Source organism: Enterococcus sp. AZ084 (assembly GCF_051714905.1).
Taxonomy (GTDB): Bacteria; Bacillota; Bacilli; order Lactobacillales; family Enterococcaceae; genus Enterococcus_B; species Enterococcus_B pernyi.
Genome location: NZ_JBIOSS010000001.1, coordinates 12,193 through 31,914, shown reverse-complemented (window position 1 = coordinate 31,914; position 19,722 = coordinate 12,193). Strand labels below are relative to the sequence as shown.

Genomic DNA, 19,722 nt, shown 5'->3' with positions numbered 1-19,722 from the left:
TTAGTCGTTTTGAAAGGAGAGCGTTCATGTAATTGCTTTTATTTATACTCCCTGATTTTAGGCGGAATATACTGTTCGACAAAAGGCTGGATCTCTGTCAGCGCATCCGCAAACAAAATTTTATCGAAGTCTTCTCTTGTTAAAAAGCCTTGATCGACCATGGCTTGATACTGCTGCTTTAAAGGATCGAAAAATCCTTTATGATTCATTAACACGCACGGATTGACATGTTGCCCGATCCTCCCCCAAGAGATTACTTCAGTAATTTCTTCGATGGTTCCTGGGCCACCTGGTAACGCAATATAGACATCTGATAATTCAATCATTTTTTGTTTCCGTTCGTGCATCGACGACACGATCATCAAAGAGGTGACATCTTTTTTTGCTAGTTCTCGTTTTGCCAAAAAGTCAGGCATGATACCTGTCACTTTCCCTCCAGATCCTAGTACTGAATCAGCAATAATCCCCATCAAACCAGCATTTCCACCACCATAAACCAACTGATACTCATTCTTCCCGATCCACTCACCTAAGCTTCTCGTTACTCGTTCAAATTCTGGAGAATTCCCTTTACTTGCTCCGCAATAGACTGCAATGTTCATTTCCGAAACCCCTTCCAATTTTTTTTCAGCTTATGCTATTATATAATTGAAAGGTGGTTAACCTCAACATGAATATAAAAGAATACAACGACTGGGTGGTTGATTTTTATAAAAAAAGAAAGTGGTACGACTACGATCCATTTATCCGTATCGGCTTTTTAACTGAAGAAGTTGGCGAAGTTTCAAGAGCGGTTCGAAGTCTCGAAATCGGTCGGGATCGTCCGGATGAATCTATACAAACAATTGATTTTTACAAGGAAAATCTGATGGAGGAATTGGGTGATGTCTTAGATAATGTTCTGATTCTTGCTGATAAATATGACCTATCCTTCGAAGAAATCATTCATCACCACAAACAAAAACTAGAGAACCGGTTCAATATGTAGTCTTCTCACAATGCCATTTCCAATTTTTTTAGAAAAACCCTTTCCATCGTGCTATACTCTAAAGAAAAAGAATCTTGAGGTAAACACATGGCTATCTTTGAAAGTCTTAACTTAAATAAATTGTCTGCCGTTGAACAAGAGATTTACCGCTTTATCGTTAATAACCTTGAGAAAATACCTTATATGCGGGTACGAGATATTGCGACGGATGCGCATGTTTCGTCAACCTCTGTCTTTCGTTTTATCCAAAAAGTCGGCTTTGAGTCATTTCCGGAATTTCGTTTTTATATTAAAAATCATTTGGAAAAAGCCCATTATGAAACAGATGACAAGCAATTAATGTTAGAAGAACGAATCAATCAGTTGAACATGACGATTTTTCATCCCGATATTGAATATCAAATCAAAAAAATGGCAAAAACATTGCGTCAAGCTGATTTTATCCTATTTATGGGCATGGGGGCTTCGGGAGCATTAGCGCAATATGTGGCACGAAAATTAGCGAATATCGGTTACTTTTGTATTAGCTTAGATGAACTGACTTATCCGATTCGTAGCTTTTTGCGTCCAGATCAAAAAAATGCGTTAGTCTTTTTGAGTGTTTCAGGTGAAACAAAAGAACTGATCGAAGTAATTTCAGGTTTAGCTCATGCGGATAGCGTGCATAAGTATTGTATTACCGCTCATAAAGAAAGTCCATTGGCCCAATTGTGTGATTACTCAATTGACTATGCCATTAAAGAAGAACGGAAAGACATCTTTCTTGATTTGACTAGTCAGCTACCTTCCATGGCGATCCTTGAAACACTGATCGGTTATTTAGAGGATGAATGATTCACCACTCAATTTGGAACACTATGTTCCTACCACGAAATAATTTTCATTGTTCCAAATTTTTATCCTAAATAAGAATGCGCTTACTTTTCTTTCACACCTTTCGCTATAATGAATCCATCATATAGCGAAAGGTGTTATTCTTATGCAAAAATTCAATGATTTATTAGATCGAAGTCTTGTTCCTATTGCAACACGGTTAAACAACCAACGACATATTGCAGCCGTTCGAGATGCATTCATGCTTATTTTTCCATTGACGATTTCTTCTTCATTAGTCATCCTAGTCAATAATATTTTATTTTCAAAAGACAGTTTTATCGTGCAATTATTTCAACTTTCACGTATCTTTCCAAATTTAGAAAGTGCACAACAAGTCCTTGCTTCTGTAGCAAATGGCACAATCAATATCATGAGTTTGTTTATTGCTTTTTTAGTCGCTCAGCTTTTGGCAAAACATTTCGAAGCTGATGCAACCTTAGTTGGGCTAACTAGTGTCGCTTGCTTTATGATCTTTTACCCTACTTCTTTTGCAGTCGATGAAATGAATGTCATCTCGACGCAATATTTGGGTGCTCAAGGTTTATTCGTTGCGATGATTGTCGCTTGCTTGGTTGGCGAATTCTTACCGAAATTATTCAAAGTCAAGAAATTACAAATCAAGATGCCTGAACTCGTTCCACCAGCTGTTTCTCGCTCTTTTTCTGGGATGATCCCAATCATTATCGTTGTTTCTATGTCAGCTTTGATCAACTTCTTCGTCTTGATGATCGCGCCTGAAGGAATCAACGAGTTGATTTATGCCGGTATCCAAGCACCTTTACGTGACTTAGGTGGGAATGTGTTTGGTGTCCTACTCTTAGCTTTTATTCAGACACTGCTATTTTCTATTGGTATTCATGGTCCAAACACATTGAATGCTGTTCGTTCAGCGATTTTTACCGAGCAAGACTTAGCCAATCTCCAATTCATCAATGATGGTGGTTCGCTATGGGATGTCCCTTACAAGGAAACTTGGGGCATCTTGAATGATATGTTTGCAAACATGGGTGGAACGGGTATGACCTTAGGCTTGATCATTGCGATTTTTATTGCTTCACGTCGACCTGAATATCGCGAAATCGCCAAACTATCTTTTGTACCAGGCATTTTCCAGATCAATGAACCGATGATTTTTGGACTACCGATCGTCTTAAATCCAATTATGATCATTCCTTTTGTTTTAACACCGATGGTCAATATTCTGGTCGGTTACTTCGTCACAGTCGTCTGGCCAATCATGCCATCACCAGCGATTGGTTTACCTTGGACCACACCAGGGATCATCAATTTGTTTTTAGGAACTGGTGGGAATATCATGGGGATTGTAATAGGCGTACTTTGTTTAGCGATTTCCGTTTTGATCTACCTACCTTTTGTCATGGCTTCCAACCGCGCACAACGCACAGAGATATAACTTGAGAATCAATGAAACTTAGGAGGAATTTGTATGAATAGAGAGTTACCCAAAGATTTTTTATGGGGAGGCGCAATTGCTGCGCATCAAGCAGAAGGTGCTTGGAATATGGATGGACGAGGTCCAAGTATCGCAGACGTTATGACTGCTGGCGGAAATGGGATTCCGCGAAAGATCACTAAAGGAGTCGTCGAAGGGGAATATTACCCGAATCATGAAGCCATTGATTTTTACCATCGTTACAAAGAAGACATCCAATTATTTAAAGAACTAGGCTTAAAATGTCTACGCACTTCCATTTCATGGAGTCGGATCTTTCCTACTGGTCAAGAAGAAACACCGAATGAACAAGGATTAAAATTTTACGATGATCTTTTTGATGAATGCTTAAAAAACGGGATCGAACCGGTAGTCACGTTGTCTCATTTTGAGATTCCTTATGCCATTTATGAAGATTTTGGTGGCTTTGCCAATAAAGCGGTCATTCCTTTATTTGTTAAATTTGCTCAGTGCGTATTTGACCGTTACAAAGACAAAGTAACTTACTGGATGACCTTCAATGAAATCAATAATCAGGCGGACGGACAAGAGCCCGTTCATGTTTGGACCAATTCAGCCATGATCATTGAAGATGACCAAGAGAAAGAGGCCTTAGTATTCCAAGCAGGGGTCAACGAACTGATTGCCAGTGCTTGGGCTGTCAATGAAGGGAAAAAGATCAATCCCAATTTTCAGATTGGTTGTATGATGGCTTACGTTCCAATCTATCCCTACTCCTGTGCGCCAGAAGATATGATTGCTTCAGTCAAAGCAAATGAACGTCGTTTCTTCTACAGTGATGTCCATGTACGCGGAGAAATCCCTACCTACACAGAAAAGTATTGGGAACAAAAAGGGCTCACAATCGATATTAGCGAGAAAGAACGACAAATTTTACGTCAAGGAACTGTTGACTATATCGGTTTTAGCTATTATATGTCGGGAACGATCACAACTCTTCCCGATGTTGAGGGCAGACAAACAGAAGATATTCCTTCAGCAAAACTAGTTAAAAATCCTTATATTACTGCTTCTGACTGGGGCTGGCCGATTGATCCTGTTGGGTTGCGTTATGTATTGAATACGGTGTACCAGCGTTATGATCTCCCCCTGTTTATCGTTGAAAATGGTTTTGGTGCCTACGATCAGTTAACTGATTCAAATGAGATCCATGATGACTACCGGATCAATTATTTAAGAGAACACATCGAACAAATGAAAAAAGCAGTAGTTGAAGATGGCGTACCATTAATTGGTTATACACCTTGGGGAATCATCGATATCGTCAGCTTTGGCAGTGGTGAAATGGAAAAACGCTATGGCATGATCTATGTCGATAAAGATAATACCGGTAACGGAACCTTACAACGTTTGAAAAAAGATTCCTTTGCTTGGTACCAACAAGTGATTGAAACAAATGGTGAACAGCTTTAGTAACGAACAAAGAAAGAAAGGCGATCCGACTTCATTGTCGTGACCGCCTTTCTTTGTTATGTTTCATATTTTTCTTTCACAACTGCTAAGTAATGTTGCAGACCGATATTCATTACCCAGGCTACGCCTAGACCAATGAAACTACCGATGACGATACCAATAAAACGATACTCGATCAATGAGATCAAGTACGTGTTCCTGACCAGTGTCGAAAGCATCAATGCCATGGGATTCAAGAAAATATTCGCCACTGCATAATTTCGAGCCACTAAAAACTGAGAAATACCATAAAGAAACGTAATTAAAAAAATCGTTTCAAGTTGGGAAAAAGGAATCAGTGATAAGACAGCCGATAAACACAACCCTAACATCGAACCAATCAAATATTGCACTTGCCGATGTTTCATCGCATCTAAATTCTCAGCCAATAAAATCGAGGCACAAGACAGTGTCAGCCAATAAGGATTTTTCATGTTCAAGCCATGGCTAACATAAACGGAAAGGAATAATGCAGCGCTGTAAAAAATTGAATCAATGATCACTAAAGGTTCTTGGTGAAAACGCTCCTTCAAGGATACCTTTATCACTTCCTGTTCTGGGCGTGAATCCATTTTTTTCGTTAGAAATGCAGCAATCAAAGCAAACACAACACCCATAAAGAAAAAAGAAGCTACTGTCGGCAAATGGGAAAATGGAACGGACATACTCGTTCCCATAGCCGCTAACATCGCAAAGAATAAGCCCCCTGGTTTAGAAATATGGAACAAACGCAAAATAAATCGACTGAAAAAAGCAACTGCTCCAACAGCAAATGGTTCAAGCCAGATGACATACGTCGACAATAGCCCTAATGTAAAAGCCAGTAATAGACCGCAACCAATCAAAAATAGGCGCTTTAATAATTGCTTCATCGGAATGTTCTGGTAGTAAAAGAAGGTAAAGATACCTAGAGAAGAGAAACTTGAAATCAAAAAATTATGATTGATGTAACCGATCCATAAAACGAGAAAGATCATCACCATCAGATTCATGATGCGAAATGGATTTTCTTGAATTTTGTTAAATGTAAAATAAGATTTAACCATAAAAAACCTCCTTATTTTGAAATGTATATAAAAATCGTTTTCGCCTTAAGGATGTCTTGTCTATTTATAAGAAGTATCAAAGAAATCAACTATTAGAAGTAAAAGGAGAGTTTTCCAGAGAAAAATTTAAACGAATTTACTTTATCTAGTATAACACCATTTTTCATCGCTTAAACAGCCAGAAATTCCCACCAATCATTAAATAACTAATTAAATATTATAATTAATTAATAATAACCACCATTATTTGTAATAATATAGATAGTTTTAGCTATCTAAAATTAAAAGCTTTTCATCTAGTCAAAGAATTTGTGAAATCTGCTTTATTTTTTTGTATTTTAAATTTATACTATGAAAGAAATCATTTTTAATAACAAAAAAAAATTAAAATTTATTGTTACATAAAGTTTTTTTGATTTTAACATCAGACATATACGTTGGAGAACACAGAAAGGACAAAAAGTAAGGAAAATGAAGAAAATTATTTTAATTATCAGTAGCTTGTTTGCATGTGTCGGTTTATTTTCTTTTATTCATTTTTTGAATTCTCCTGTTCGAGATGTTACCTCCAAAGCTGAAATGATCCAAACAGACGAAATTAAAATGGAATATGTTCCTACAAAAAATCAATTATTGAAAAGCATTGGTGACTCGGTCGATTTTTTAGGCATCTACGAAGTAACAGAAATCAATTTTAATGATACACCCCATATCGTACTAACAAAAGAAGATGAAAATGAACTATCGTTTGAAATCAGAGTGAATGATCCAAAAGAGCAATCGTTCTCGATTCCAGCAATAAAATTCTCTCCACAAAACATTCATGTTTCTGATACATTTGGCATTGCGAAAAAAAATGATCGCTACTTTGCCTACAAAAACAATGTATCCATTGAAGGAGAACCTTACAACACACGCTGATATACCCTGCAGGGGTAAATATAAATTTACATTTAGACTATAAAAAAGCAAACTGAAACGAAGAAATTCCTCTTCCTTTCAGTTTGCTTTTTTTTGAGTTCCAACGAATATCTGTCCATCCTTTAGTATCGTTTGATCTATGTTATTTAAAATAACAATAACAAATAAAAGTAATTGTTATCTAAAGTTTTGATCTAATAACGAGTTATCCACAGTGGATAACTCGTTAGCTCTTTCTATTTGTCCACAAAATCCGTCATCTTTAACTTGGTGACCGATCGAGCTCAGGTTTGTTTACTTCTTTGTATCGCCTATCCTTTAAGCGTAACGATGGCAGTAAGTAAAACTGACAACAGGAGAACGAGCAAATTACACCTCGATTGCTCTACATAAATAAGTACGGTAATAAAACTTGTAATGATTGCTGGATAAAATTTTTTTCGTCTTCTCATATGCATCCCTCTTTAACTATCATTGTGCCTAAAAAATTCGATTGTTTTTTTATTTTTTACTTATGTTTCTGTTAAATTTTTTTATAATCGTTAAACGAGTCAAGAGCATACAAAAAAACACAGAACAGGAAAGGAGTATTCCCTAACTATTCTGTGTCTTTTGATTGACTATGTTATTCAAGTATCTAGCGATAGTACGCTTCAATTTTACGACTTGGGATCAACCAAGTAACCAAAATCAAGACATTGACTATTAACACGGCGATGGGCGCAATCAAATATCCCAAAATCAATCCCACGACATTCAAACCAATAGATACGTAGGATTTACGATAATTGCCAAACAACTCTTTAATAGATGCATTCTCGTCTTCTTCTGAGGCAACTAATGTCCTTGCTAACAAATAATACGTGAGATTCGCTCCTAATATCACTATACCATAGGTCATTTCAGGGACAAGACTGTTACTGTATTCGCTGATCCATGAAGTAACGAAAGGAAACAGCGACAGGAAAAAAATAAAAAAGCTATTCACCCAGAGCACTCGCCCATTCACTTTGTGGACGGCTTGAAACAAATGATGGTGGTTATTCCAATAAATGCCTAGGGTAAAGAAACTAATGATATAAATAAGAAAACGTGGCGCAAGTGCAACTAGCGCTTCCAAGGTATCTGAGTGTGGTTCATGTAGCTCCAACACTAAAATCGTCATAATAATAGCGATCACAGCGTCTGTAAAGGCTTCTAGTCGATTTTTCGGCATGACTTTCCTCTCCTTTCGCTTCATTTTATTCGTAATAAGGGCAAAAAAGCAACCTTTTCACACCAAAGTAGCAAGTAGAAATCGGGCTCTGGGTGGAGGTTAAGTCAATCAATCCTTGCTATACTTACTATATAGAAAACAGCAAGCGTAACTTCTATTGAGAAGTTTATCAAACGAGAAAAGAGGCGATCATCATGCAAAAAAGAAATACGTTTCAAACAATCATTCTATTAGTGGTAGGTTTCGTCGTAGCTAGCTTTGTCCTCAATCTATTCGTTGGCGTGATCAGTGGTTTATTATGGTTAGGTATTAAATTGTTGATTCCAGCAGCCATTGCGATTTGGTTAGTCCGTTGGATCACTCGCACCACGCAACAAAGAAAATACTACTAATACTATTTTCCTAAATGAAAAACAAAAAGAGGCAGAAAATTTCTGCCTCTTTTTTTTACTTCTTTTAAATGATATATCATTTATCCTAATGCTACATCTAAGATCATCATGATAATAAAACCAGTCATAACACCAAAAACTGCATAGTGTCGTTTACTTGAAAGTGTTTGTTGCGCTTCAGGAATCAATTCTTCCACGACGACGTAAATCATTGCACCCGCAGCAAAAGCTAAGGCATAAGGCAGTAAGACTGCAACTTTTGTCACTAAGATTGCCCCGATGACTCCAGCAATCGGTTCAACCACTCCTGAAGCTTGACCATAGACAAAGGCTTTTGTTCGACTTAATCCTTCTTGTCGGAGAGGAATCGAAACAGCCGCACCTTCTGGAAAGTTTTGAATACCAATCCCTAACGCCACAGAGATCGCTGCTAGCACCGCAGTCGTTGGATTATCTGCAGTTGCCGCTGCACCAAATGCAACACCTACTGCTAAACCTTCTGGAATATTATGCAAGGTAATGGAAAAGACAAGCAAAATCGTGCGTTTTAAATGTGTTGGTAAGCCTTCTTTTTCGTGTGCTGGACCAAAATGCATGTGTGGTAAGGTTTTGTCGGCAATGTATAAAAATAATCCCCCTAGCCCAAAACCAATACTCACCACAAGCCAAGCAATATCACCATTTTCTTCTGCTTTTGTGATTGCCGGATCTAATAAAGACCAAAAACTGGCGGCGATCATCACACCCGAAGCGAAACCTAACATCAAATTGAGTACATCTTTTTTGATTTCTTTAAAGAAAAAAACTAAGCCAGCCCCAAGCGCAGTCATAAAATAAGTAAACGCCGTACCCGTCAACGCTTGCTGCCAAGGTTCTAGCTTCAGTAACCAATCAACCATACAATTCCCCTTTCACCTTTTTATTCTTACTCTAGCATATTGCCAAAAATGTGACTACTATTCTACTATTAATCTGATGATCCTTTATTCTAAGCGGTTATCCCCTCACGTTTTTCCAATCATTCCCAAACCACTTATGGTAAAGATCATCAACGACTTGAACATTTGTAATCGTCATGTTTGGATCGACCACCGTATCTTGCTTCTTACCTGAGGAAAGTAAATCGGCGACATGACGGATCTCAAAGACAAATTCACTATCCATTGGAAAATCTTTTGTTAACACTTCTCCGTTGTTCATCTGGATCGTATAATGGTCTGTTTTCCAATAGTTAGGGATGATAATCGTGCCTTTTTCTCCAACGATGGTATACGTACTAGTAAAATCCATTTTTGTCGTAAGGAATAAACTGATGAAAAGGTCTTTCTTCTTCAGGTTGACCATACACTCTTCATCCGTCAGACCTTCTCCATGTTCTACACATAAGCCGTTATATTCATCAAATCCTGTACCAAATAAATATTGACTGACACTTAATGGGTAAGAGGCGTTGGAAATCAATACGCCACCTCCTTGTTCCATCTTCCAAAACCAAGGGATTTTTTCAGAACCCGGTCGAGCATCACGAATATCGACTAATTTTACTTGACCGATTTTTCCTGATCCAATGGTTTTTTTTACGTCTTCGATCGCAGGTAGAAATAGGGCTTTTTGTGCTTCCATGAGAAAAACCTTGTGCTCCTTAGCCAAGGCATAGAGTGCTTGTGCTTGCTCCGAATGTAGCGTAAAAGGCTTCTCTAAAAGCACATGTTTCTTTGCTTGGATCGCGGCTTTCGCGGCTGAAAAATGCAAGTGATTGATCAATGGAATATAAATCAGTTCTATCTCGTTGTCAGAAAGTAACGCTTCGTAACTGCCATACGCTTTTGGAATGCCTAACTCTGTGGCTAACTGTTGCGCCTTTTCTAAGCGACGTGTCGCAATCGCTACAGCTTGTGCCACGCCACTTTCTTTGATCCCCTCCACAACACGTGGCACGATCGAAGCACCGCTCATAATACCGATTTTCAGCATACTCTTCCTCCTAACATTTTGAATCCACTATAACATAGTTTCATACATGACTGGCACTTCACGCTACTTGGTTGAAAGTCGCTTTAGTTGGGCTTTTGATAAGGAAGATTTATACTTTAGACAATAAATATAATTTGTTTTTTTAGGGAGTGGATCAAATTGTCAACGATAAATGCCGGTATTGCCATGGTAAAAGTGCTTGAAAGCTGGGGAGTTGATCATATTTATGGGATTCCGGGTGGTTCGTTCAATTCCATTATGGATGCGTTGTACCATGAAAAAGACCAAATCGATTATATCCAAGTACGTCATGAAGAAGTAGGCGCGTTAGCTGCCGCAGCGGATGCAAAATTAACAGGAAAAGTCGGAGCTGTCTTTGGCTCAGCTGGTCCTGGAGCCACTCATTTGATCAACGGACTTTACGATGCTCAAATGGATCACGTCCCAGTTGTCGCCCTTTTAGGGCAAGTGGCTTCGACTTCTATGAATTATACTGCCTTTCAAGAATTAAATGAAAATCCAATTTTCGCTGATGTTAGTGTTTATAATCGGACAGTCATGACACCTGAAAGTTTACCTTATGTCGTTGATGAAGCGATCAAGGCAGCTTATGCACATCAAGGAGTCGCTGTTGTGACGATCCCAGTTGATTTTGGTTTTGAAGAAATCGAGTGGCAGGATGTTTCTAATGCTTCTACGTACAAAACAGGGGTGATCCTCCCTGAGATTGAAGACGTGAAAGCAGCCCTTCCTTATCTCGAACAAGCTCAAAAACCTGTCTTGTTCATCGGTCAAGGTGTTCGTCATGGCTATGATCAGATCAAGAAATTTACCGAATATTTCAAAATGCCCGTGGTTGCCTCTGTTTTAGCAAAAGGAATCGTGCCAGATGAAGACAAAAATTTTCTTGGATTTGCAGGTCGGGTAGCGACAAAACCTGCGAATGAAGCGTTAGCAGAAGCCGATTTGATTTTATTTGTAGGAAGTGACTTTCCTTTTGGGCGAACCTTTTTCAATCCAGAAGCTGCTTTTATCCAAGTCGATATTGATGCCGCCAAATTCGGCCGCCGTCATCATACCGATTTAGCTATTTTAGGTGATGGTAAAACAACGTTAGAAAAACTGATTCAATTGGGGAACGAACGCACAGAAAATGCTTGGTATCTAGCCAATCAAGAAAATCTTCGCAATTGGCGGCGTTGGTTAACGTCCTTTGAAGAACCCACGGAGCAATCGATTCGACCAGAAGCGGTCTATAAAGAAATCAACCGAATTGCCGAACGTGATGCTATTTTTGTGACAGATGTTGGAAATACGACCATTCATTCGATTCGTTTACTGAACATGACTGGTGAGCAGTTACACACTACTTCGGGTTGGTTTGCGACGATGGGAAATGGTATACCCGGCGGAATCGCTGCTAAATTAAGCTTTCCGGAGAGACAAGTCTTTACTTTGAGCGGAGACGGCGGTTTTGCCATGGTGATGCAAGATATCTTGACTCAAGTCAGCTATCAGTTGCCAATCATCAATGTCGTTTTCTCAAATGATTCATTCGGATTTATCGAAGCAGAACAAGAAGATACTGAACAACAAAAATTTGGTGTTTCCCTTGAACAAGCTGATTTTGGGAAAGCCTGCGAAGCCTTAGGTGCCGATGGCTTCACGATCACACACTACGAACAATTACGCCCTGCCTTCAATGCTGCGGCGAAATCTGATCGACCAGTCGTGATCGACGTTAAGATCCCCAACAAACGGCCCTTACCTGTCGAAGACTTACACTTAGACCCAAGAAAGTATAGCGAAGAAGAAATTGAGCGCTTCAAAGAAAAATACGAAGTACATGATATGCCGGTGCTTCATGAAATATATACGCAACACCTTTCTAAACAGTTATAAAAGTCCAGTAAACCACAACTTAGTGAGAAAAGATCCACCTCAAATTGATAGGATTTGAGGTGGATCTTTTTCAAATTTCATACACTTATTTTATTACTAATCATCTAAACGCATAAACAATCTGATTGATCCCAACCACCATAAAGTAAAAACCAACTAAAAAACTTAGCGTCAACGCAGAGGATAAAGGATTGAATAATAAAATAATACCTAGTAAGATACCCAATACATTGATGACCACTGTAAACCAGTAATGACCTTCACTTATTCCTCTGAATAAATCAGCAGTAAATAAAGCCAAAACAGAATCAATAATAAACCAAACAGCGAAGACAAATGGTAGTGCAACTACCCCAGCACCAATATTGAAAATGAAAAAGATCCCAATCAATAAATCAATGATCCCAATCACTATCGGCATCTTCCCTTTATATCCTGTCAGTTCTTTTACTCGACTACGTAGAAATAACTCAAATAATCCTTTTAGGATCGCAAAAATAGCAAATACAATAACGATAGCAACTAAGTTACCTACTGGATCGCGAAAAGAAATCAAGGAAACTAAAACAAATAGTATCCCCAAAACAAGTGAACCCCAATCAATTTTTCTACTTTCTTTCATTTTAATCCCTACTTTCTTCTAATCTATTTCTATCTTACGCCCCCATTTAAATAACTTCAAAAATTTAGCATTTATGAAAATGCTTTAGTTGTAAAAAAACGGTTTATCGCTTTTCTTCCTCTGATTGTTTCACGTGAAACGTAAAGAATTACTGATTTCCTTGAAACTTTCAACATTCCCCTATATAATTCTAGAAGACTTGGCAAATATTATAAACATAAAGTGAGGAAAAAAATTGATTACTGTAAATGATGTAAGTTTGCACTTTTCAGATCGCAAACTATTTGATGATGTTAATATAAAATTCACTCCCGGCAATTGTTATGGCTTAATTGGAGCAAATGGCGCAGGTAAATCAACATTCCTTAAAGTATTATCAGGTGACTTGCAACCTTCAACAGGCTCTGTCACATTAGGTCCAGATGAACGTATGGCTGTTTTGAAACAAAACCACTATGACTATGAAGAATATACTGTGATGGAAACAGTAATCATGGGACATAAACGTTTATATGAAGTAATGAAAGAAAAAGATGCCATCTATATGAAAGAAGATTTCACAGATGAAGATGGGATTCGTGCGGCAGAATTAGAAGGCGAATTTGCAGAATTAAACGGATGGGAAGCAGAGCCAGAAGCAGCGGTTTTACTTCAAGGATTGAATATCCCTGAAGAGTTGCATCATCAATTGATGAGCGAACTGACTGGTGGCCAAAAAGTGAAAGTGTTGCTTGCACAAACGCTATTCGGTAAACCAGATGTTTTACTTTTAGATGAGCCGACAAACGGACTAGATATCCAATCGATCAACTGGTTAGAAGAATTTTTGATCGAATTTGAGAATACAGTGATCGTTGTTTCCCATGACCGTCACTTCTTGAATAAAGTATGTACCCATATGGCAGATTTAGACTTTGGAAAAATCAAGCTTTATGTAGGAAACTACGATTTCTGGTTAGAATCAAGCCAATTAGCAACTAAGTTACAAGCAAACGCCAATGCGAAAAAAGAAGAACAAATCAAAGAATTACAAGACTTTATCGCACGTTTCAGTGCAAATGCGTCAAAATCAAAACAAGCAACATCCCGTAAAAAAATGTTAGAAAAAATCACATTGGATGATATCCAACCTTCTTCACGTCGCTATCCTTTCGTTGGATTCAAACCAGAGCGTGAAATTGGAAATGACTTACTACAAGTAGAAAACGTTAGTGTGACAATAGATGGTAAAAAGATTCTAGATGATATATCATTTACATTAAACAAAGAAGACAAGGTAGCATTCGTTGCCGAAAACGATATAACAACTACAACGCTATTTAAAGTCATCATGGGTGATCTAACACCTGATACCGGTACTGTCCGTTGGGGTGTAACAACAAGCAATGCTTATCTGCCAAAGGATACAACGAAGGAATTCGATACGGACTTAACGATTCTTGATTGGTTACGTCAATATGCAAGTAAAGAAGAAGACGACAATACGTTCTTACGTAGCTTCTTAGGTCGTATGTTGTTTTCTGGTGAGGAAGTACTAAAACCCGTGAATGTTCTTTCTGGGGGCGAAAAAGTGCGTTGCATGCTTTCTAAATTGATGCTTTCAAAAGCAAACGTCCTTGTCTTAGACGACCCAACGAATCATTTAGATTTAGAATCAATTACTGCATTGAATGATGGTTTGATGGCATTTTCAGGTTCGATCCTATTTGCTTCTCATGACCACCAATTCATCCAAACGTTAGCAAATCGTATCATTGCTGTTTCTGATAAAGGCGTGATCGATCGTGCAGATACGACATATGATGAATTCTTAGAGAACAAAGACATCCAAAAACAATTAGAACAATTGTGGAACTAAATATTCCAAAAATAACTATAAAAACAGCTGTACAACGTGAGTAGTATTACGTTGTACAGCTGTTTTTCTTTTTTATCGACTCACACCCATTGAAAAGATGGCGATACACCCATAGCCTGTATGACTGGCGATCGTTGGTCCTAAGGGATAGAGTTTGATTTCTTTTGTTTTGATATTTTCTTCTAATAATTTTTTGGCTTTCTCAGCACTTTCTAGGTCTCCGGCATAAGCGATATACACCGTTTGTTCCAATGGAGCTACGATCGTTTTGACCGTTTCCTCCACGATTTTCTGAATGGATTTGTTTCTGCCACGCACTTTATCGATATTCTTCAAATGACCACTTGGTTCAACGGTAATGATCGGCTTCACGCTTAACAGACTACCAATAGCAGCACTTGCTTTAGAGATGCGTCCTCCACGTTCTAAATGCTTTAAATCATCAACGGTTACCCAAGAATGAACTTTGAGGTAATTATTTTGTAACCAAGCCGATGTTTCTTCCAAAGAATAACCCGATTCTTTCAAACGAACAGCTTCTAATACAAGTAGTCCTTCCCCGATACTTGCGGCTTTCGTATCAAACACATGAACTTGCGGGTCCTCATAGGTTTCTTTCAATAATTCGACTGCTTGTAAGGCACTGCTGTAAGAACCACTCATGCCACTCGAAAAAGCAACGTACAAGACTGGGATACCTTTCTCCACATAGCTACGGAAGAACTCCAAATAGCGACCCACATTGATTTGTGAGGTCGTAGGCATTGCTCCTTCACGTAACTGTTGGATGTACCCTTCATAATCAAATGTTTTTCCCAGATCATCGATTCGTATTTCCTCACCAATCTGGATCTCCATGGATAAAAAATCAACATTTGCATTTGCCAACACTTGATAGGGCAGATCGCAACATGAATCTGTGACTATTTGATACATTCGTTCCAACTCCTTTTTTTCTCCACTTTTCATCGCAGTCTATTATAGCAAACTCCTTTAATTTTAAATAACTTCAGCTCTTATATTCGTTGTACTTGGTACAAGCAAATCAAGCGAACGCTTAAATGAACACGATCAGTCTAAAACAACAGTCACATTCATTTTTGTGTGTCGCCCTAAATCCGATAAATAATGGCAACAGGAGTAATCTCTTGGGAAACAAAGCGACAACCACAAAAATTAGAAAAGCAATTTTCGTGGTTGTCGCCTTATTTCTCGAAGCTAAACACTTCTGTCCCGATCTCATTTAATTCTCGTGATTTCAGTGATCCACTCATTCTTAAAAGAATGTTCCTGTTAGCGAATCGTCACTGAAAGGCCTAGATTTGCGCCCACACGCTTTCTAGGATATTTGTTTGGTTTCGGTCAGGTCCTACTGAAAATGTTGAAATACGCACGCCGACAAGCTCTGAGATACGTCTTACATAGTTACGTGCATTTTCTGGTAATTCTGCTAACGTACGACAAGCAGTAATATCTTCTGACCAGCCTGGTAATTCCTCATAGATTGGCTTGCAACGGTTCAATTCTTTCAAACTCGCTGGATAATGATAGATTCGTTCACCGTCTAATTCGTATGCTGTACAGATTTTCACTGTTTCTAAACCGCTCAAGACATCGATCGAATTCAATGATAGATTCGTGATACCTGACACACGTTTTGAGTGACGCATCACGACTGTATCAAACCAGCCGACACGACGTGGACGTCCAGTCGTTGTACCATATTCGCGACCGACTTCACGAATTTGTTGACCTGTTTCATCAAACAATTCAGTAGGGAATGGTCCATCTCCCACACGTGAAGTGTAAGCTTTACATACACCGACCACTTTATTGATTTTTGAAGGTCCGACACCACTACCGATCGTCACACCACCAGCCACTGGATTTGATGAGGTAACAAACGGATACGTTCCTTGATCGATATCCAACATCACACCTTGTGCGCCTTCAAATAAAACACGTTTTCCTGCATCTAACGCATCATTTAAGATAACTGATGTATCCGTCACGTATTGTTTGATTTGTTGGCCATATTCGTAGTATTCTTCAAAGATTTCTTCAAATTCAATTGGCTCTGAATCGAACATTTTCACAAATTGACGGTTTTTATCGTCTAGATTCACTCGTAAACGCTCTTCAAAAATTTCTTTATCTAATAAATCGGCTACACGGATACCGACACGAGCGGCTTTGTCCATATAAGCAGGGCCAATCCCTTTGATGGTCGTACCGATTTTATTTTCTCCTTTTGCATCTTCTTGCAATTGGTCTAATTTGATATGATACGGTAAAATCACATGCGCACGATCAGAAATACGTAGATTATCTGTCGTCACATTTTTTTCATGTAAATAAGCCAATTCTTTGACTAAAGATTTCGGATTGACTACCACACCATTCCCGATCACGCTGATTTTATCTTTGTAAAAAATCCCCGAAGGAATCAAGTGCAGTTTATACGTAACACCATCGAATTTAATTGTGTGTCCCGCATTGTCGCCACCTTGGTACCGTGCGATCACTTCAGCATTTTCACTAAGAAAGTCAGTAATTTTTCCTTTCCCTTCGTCGCCCCATTGTGTACCCACTACTACTACAGATGACATTTGAACACCTCATTTAATATTATTTAATCCTGAATTATTGTAACAATACTTCAAACTTTATTCAACTAAAATCGAATGATATTTAATATATTTTAGAGAAAACGTTTAAAAAGCGAACATTATAATTTTCTATGTTCCATTGGTTACTAACAAGTAGGCGCCTGACCTGACTGAGTTTGAAAAACCATCTCCGGACATTCGTCCTCTCGCACCACCAAAAATCGAATAAACGGTGGGAATAGAAATAACCTCTTTGAAAAATAAAGCGCCAGCCACAAAAATTTGAAGAACAATTTTCGTGGCTGGCACCTTATTTCTCGAGACTAAACACTTCTGTCCCGACCTCGATGTTTGATTTATTCAGATTTATTCGTCCTAATATTCTTCTCGCGGAGAAAGCGAGGAAAATTTATTGTATTCTTTGATAAAGAGCAATTCGACCGTTCCCCTTGCTCCACTCCGGTTTTTTTCAATGATGACTTCGATCACATTATCGTTTTGTGGCTCTGGCGCATCACCATCTTCGCCACCTTCTCGTTCGTAGTAATCATCACGATATAAGAATGCCACGATATCCGCATCCTGCTCGATCGAACCAGACTCACGGATATCACTTAAGACAGGTCGTTTATCTTGACGTTGTTCCACTCCACGAGAAAGCTGAGAAAGAGCAATGACGGGAACTTTTAATTCTTTCGCTAGTTTTTTCAATTGACGTGAGATATCGGATACTTCTTGTTGACGGTTTTCTTTCCCATTTCCTTCGATCAACTGCAAGTAATCGATGAGTATCAAACCTAGATTTCCTTTTTCTTGTGCAAGTTTCCGACATTTTGCACGTATCTCAGAGATTTTGATCCCTGGAGTATCATCAATAAAGATATTGGCTTTGGACAAGCTCCCCATCGCAACGATCAAATTGGACCATTCTTCTTCTGAAAGCTGTCCCGTACGTAAATGACTTGCTTCAATCGAACCTTCCGCACAAAGCATCCGGTTGACTAGTGATTCTGCCCCCATCTCTAGACTGAAGATCGCTACAGAACGATCCGTTTTTGTACCAACATTTTGGGCAATATTCAAGGCAAAGGCGGTTTTCCCAACTGCCGGACGTGCAGCCAAAATAATCAGCTCTTCTGCTTGGAAGCCAGCAGTCATTTTATCTAATCCTTGGTAACCCGTTGGTAAACCTGTGATCTCTTCATTGTTTTGCGCGAGTTGGTCAATATTTTCAATCGTAGAATTCAAGACTTCCGCAATGGATAAGAACCCGCTACGGTTACGTTTTTCTGATACTTCAAGAATGCTACGTTCCGCATCATCTAAGATGGATTGGACTTCTTCTCCTTGTTCAAATCCTCTAGTAACGATCCCTGTTGCTGTTTGGATCAAATTACGGAGCAATGATTTTTCTTCCACGATTTTTGCGTAGTAGACAATGTTCGCTGCCGTTGGTACAGCTAACGCTAAATCAGATAAATAACTGACTCCGCCAGCATCTTCTAAGAGATTACGTTGCTCCAAACGATCTTTGACCGTCACGACGTCAATCGCTTCACTGCGGTCATTCAATTCGATCATGATTTCAAAAATGATTTGATGTCCCCGACGATAAAAATCTTTCGGTTCTATGTACTCCATGGCATCGATGATCGTTTCAGCGTCTAGAAAAACAGAACCTAGAACCGCTTGCTCAGCTTCAATATTTTGCGGTGGAATTCGATCCTGCCACACTTCACTCATATTCTATCGCTCCTTGCTTTCAATTGCTTCATTTTACAAGAAAATGGCAGAAAAGTCATCCCTAAAATGAACATCTGTTCCAAAAGCTGTTCCTTCGAAAATAGACCGCAAAAGTCAAAAATAATCAAAAGCTATTTTTGACCTCTGCGGCTGTTTTTCGAAGTGATGACCTTTCGTCATAGGTTCTTTTCGTTTATTCAGAGACAACGTGTACCTTGATCGTGGCAGTTACTTCATGATGTAGTTTCACTGGTACGTTCGTATAACCTAATGTACGGATCGGGTTATTCAATTCGATTTTACGTTTGTCTAATTTTACTTTGTACTGTTTATTCAATCCTTCAGCGATTTGTTTCGATGGAATCGAGCCAAACAAACGGCTGTCTTCTCCTGCTTTGGCTTTTAATTCCACGACTGTTTCTTCTTTTTCAAGAAACTCTTTTAATTTTTTGGCTTCTTCAAGAATTTCTGCTTCTTGTTTTTCTTGGGCTTTTTTCTGTCCTTCTAACTGACTGATGCTGCTTTTATTTGCTTCTTTTGCCAGATTGTTTTTGATCAAATAATTTTGCGCATAGCCTGTAGGAACTTCCTTGACATCGCCTTTTTTGCCTTTACCTTTGACATCTTGTAAGAAAATGACTTTCATTTC

General features: G+C 38.6%; 18 protein-coding genes. 8 read left to right on the top strand and 10 right to left on the bottom strand.

Annotated features, from left to right (window positions below):
* Nucleotides 1-38: 38 nt before the first annotated feature.
* The gene (locus tag IGI79_RS00140) at nt 39-602 is read right to left on the bottom strand and encodes a TIGR00730 family Rossman fold protein (protein WP_065096716.1); all 564 of its coding nucleotides are present in this window, start codon (nt 600-602) and stop codon (nt 39-41) included.
* Between the two features lie 68 nt (nt 603-670).
* Between IGI79_RS00140 and IGI79_RS00135 the strand changes: the two genes are divergently transcribed.
* The 4 genes from IGI79_RS00135 to IGI79_RS00120 all read left to right on the top strand — a co-directional run bounded on the left by IGI79_RS00135 (nt 671) and on the right by IGI79_RS00120 (nt 4,751).
* Entirely contained in the window at nt 671-988 is a 318-nt protein-coding gene (locus IGI79_RS00135; protein WP_104775953.1) for a MazG nucleotide pyrophosphohydrolase domain-containing protein, read from the top strand.
* An 87-nt stretch (nt 989-1,075) separates the two neighbouring features.
* On the top strand, nt 1,076-1,822 hold the full coding sequence (locus IGI79_RS00130) for a MurR/RpiR family transcriptional regulator (RefSeq protein ID WP_195476282.1): 747 nt from the start codon (nt 1,076-1,078) through the stop codon (nt 1,820-1,822).
* Between the two features lie 145 nt (nt 1,823-1,967).
* On the top strand, nt 1,968-3,278 hold the full coding sequence (locus IGI79_RS00125) for a PTS sugar transporter subunit IIC (RefSeq protein WP_019722676.1): 1,311 nt from the start codon (nt 1,968-1,970) through the stop codon (nt 3,276-3,278).
* A gap of 33 nt (nt 3,279-3,311) precedes the next feature.
* Nucleotides 3,312-4,751 (top strand): 6-phospho-beta-glucosidase, encoded by a 1,440-nt coding sequence (locus IGI79_RS00120; protein ID WP_195476278.1) that lies wholly within the window; start codon nt 3,312-3,314, stop codon nt 4,749-4,751.
* A 56-nt stretch (nt 4,752-4,807) separates the two neighbouring features.
* Here the strand turns inward: IGI79_RS00120 and IGI79_RS00115 are convergent, their stop codons facing one another.
* Nucleotides 4,808-5,836: an FUSC family protein gene (locus IGI79_RS00115; RefSeq protein ID WP_071867644.1), complete on the bottom strand. Its 1,029-nt coding sequence runs from the start codon at nt 5,834-5,836 to the stop codon at nt 4,808-4,810.
* A gap of 471 nt (nt 5,837-6,307) precedes the next feature.
* On the opposite strand from IGI79_RS00115, the gene IGI79_RS00110 reads away from it, so the two are divergent.
* The gene (locus IGI79_RS00110; RefSeq protein ID WP_071867645.1) at nt 6,308-6,757 is read left to right on the top strand and encodes a hypothetical protein; all 450 of its coding nucleotides are present in this window, start codon (nt 6,308-6,310) and stop codon (nt 6,755-6,757) included.
* 637 nt (nt 6,758-7,394) lie between these two features.
* Here the strand turns inward: IGI79_RS00110 and IGI79_RS00105 are convergent.
* A complete protein-coding gene (locus IGI79_RS00105) occupies nt 7,395-7,973 on the bottom strand; it encodes a TMEM175 family protein (RefSeq protein WP_071867646.1) in 579 nt (192 codons plus the stop codon).
* A 194-nt stretch (nt 7,974-8,167) separates the two neighbouring features.
* Here IGI79_RS00105 and IGI79_RS00100 point away from each other — a divergent pair, with 194 nt between their 5' ends.
* On the top strand, nt 8,168-8,365 hold the full coding sequence (locus IGI79_RS00100) for a hypothetical protein (protein WP_065096712.1): 198 nt from the start codon (nt 8,168-8,170) through the stop codon (nt 8,363-8,365).
* Nucleotides 8,366-8,445: 80 nt separating this feature from the next.
* Here IGI79_RS00100 and IGI79_RS00095 read toward each other — a convergent pair whose 3' ends face one another.
* Both IGI79_RS00095 and IGI79_RS00090 read right to left on the bottom strand, forming a co-directional pair.
* Complete coding sequence (locus IGI79_RS00095) at nt 8,446-9,264, bottom strand: ZIP family metal transporter (protein ID WP_019722681.1); 819 nt, start codon at nt 9,262-9,264, stop codon at nt 8,446-8,448.
* A 97-nt stretch (nt 9,265-9,361) separates the two neighbouring features.
* Nucleotides 9,362-10,339, bottom strand: coding sequence for a Gfo/Idh/MocA family protein (locus IGI79_RS00090; RefSeq protein WP_195476276.1), 978 nt, complete (start codon nt 10,337-10,339; stop codon nt 9,362-9,364).
* A gap of 159 nt (nt 10,340-10,498) precedes the next feature.
* On the opposite strand from IGI79_RS00090, the gene spxB reads away from it, so the two are divergent.
* Nucleotides 10,499-12,241 (top strand): pyruvate oxidase, encoded by a 1,743-nt coding sequence (spxB, locus tag IGI79_RS00085; RefSeq protein WP_065096709.1) that lies wholly within the window; start codon nt 10,499-10,501, stop codon nt 12,239-12,241.
* A gap of 100 nt (nt 12,242-12,341) precedes the next feature.
* On the opposite strand, the gene IGI79_RS00080 is transcribed toward spxB, so the two are convergent.
* Nucleotides 12,342-12,863, bottom strand: a complete 522-nt coding sequence (locus IGI79_RS00080) for an HdeD family acid-resistance protein (protein WP_019722684.1) — start codon at nt 12,861-12,863, stop codon at nt 12,342-12,344.
* A gap of 235 nt (nt 12,864-13,098) precedes the next feature.
* On the opposite strand from IGI79_RS00080, the gene IGI79_RS00075 reads away from it, so the two are divergent.
* Entirely contained in the window at nt 13,099-14,721 is a 1,623-nt protein-coding gene (locus tag IGI79_RS00075; protein WP_010734549.1) for an ABC-F family ATP-binding cassette domain-containing protein, read from the top strand.
* Nucleotides 14,722-14,793: 72 nt separating this feature from the next.
* On the opposite strand, the gene IGI79_RS00070 is transcribed toward IGI79_RS00075, so the two are convergent.
* The 4 genes from IGI79_RS00070 to rplI form a co-directional block, all read right to left on the bottom strand.
* The gene (locus IGI79_RS00070; protein ID WP_104776764.1) at nt 14,794-15,657 is read right to left on the bottom strand and encodes a DegV family protein; all 864 of its coding nucleotides are present in this window, start codon (nt 15,655-15,657) and stop codon (nt 14,794-14,796) included.
* A 380-nt stretch (nt 15,658-16,037) separates the two neighbouring features.
* Nucleotides 16,038-17,330 (bottom strand): adenylosuccinate synthase, encoded by a 1,293-nt coding sequence (locus IGI79_RS00065; protein WP_010734551.1) that lies wholly within the window; start codon nt 17,328-17,330, stop codon nt 16,038-16,040.
* Nucleotides 17,331-17,705: 375 nt separating this feature from the next.
* On the bottom strand, nt 17,706-19,073 hold the full coding sequence (gene dnaB / locus IGI79_RS00060) for a replicative DNA helicase (protein ID WP_010734552.1): 1,368 nt from the start codon (nt 19,071-19,073) through the stop codon (nt 17,706-17,708).
* Between the two features lie 193 nt (nt 19,074-19,266).
* The gene (gene rplI, locus IGI79_RS00055; protein WP_010734553.1) at nt 19,267-19,719 is read right to left on the bottom strand and encodes a 50S ribosomal protein L9; all 453 of its coding nucleotides are present in this window, start codon (nt 19,717-19,719) and stop codon (nt 19,267-19,269) included.
* Nucleotides 19,720-19,722 lie beyond the last annotated feature (3 nt).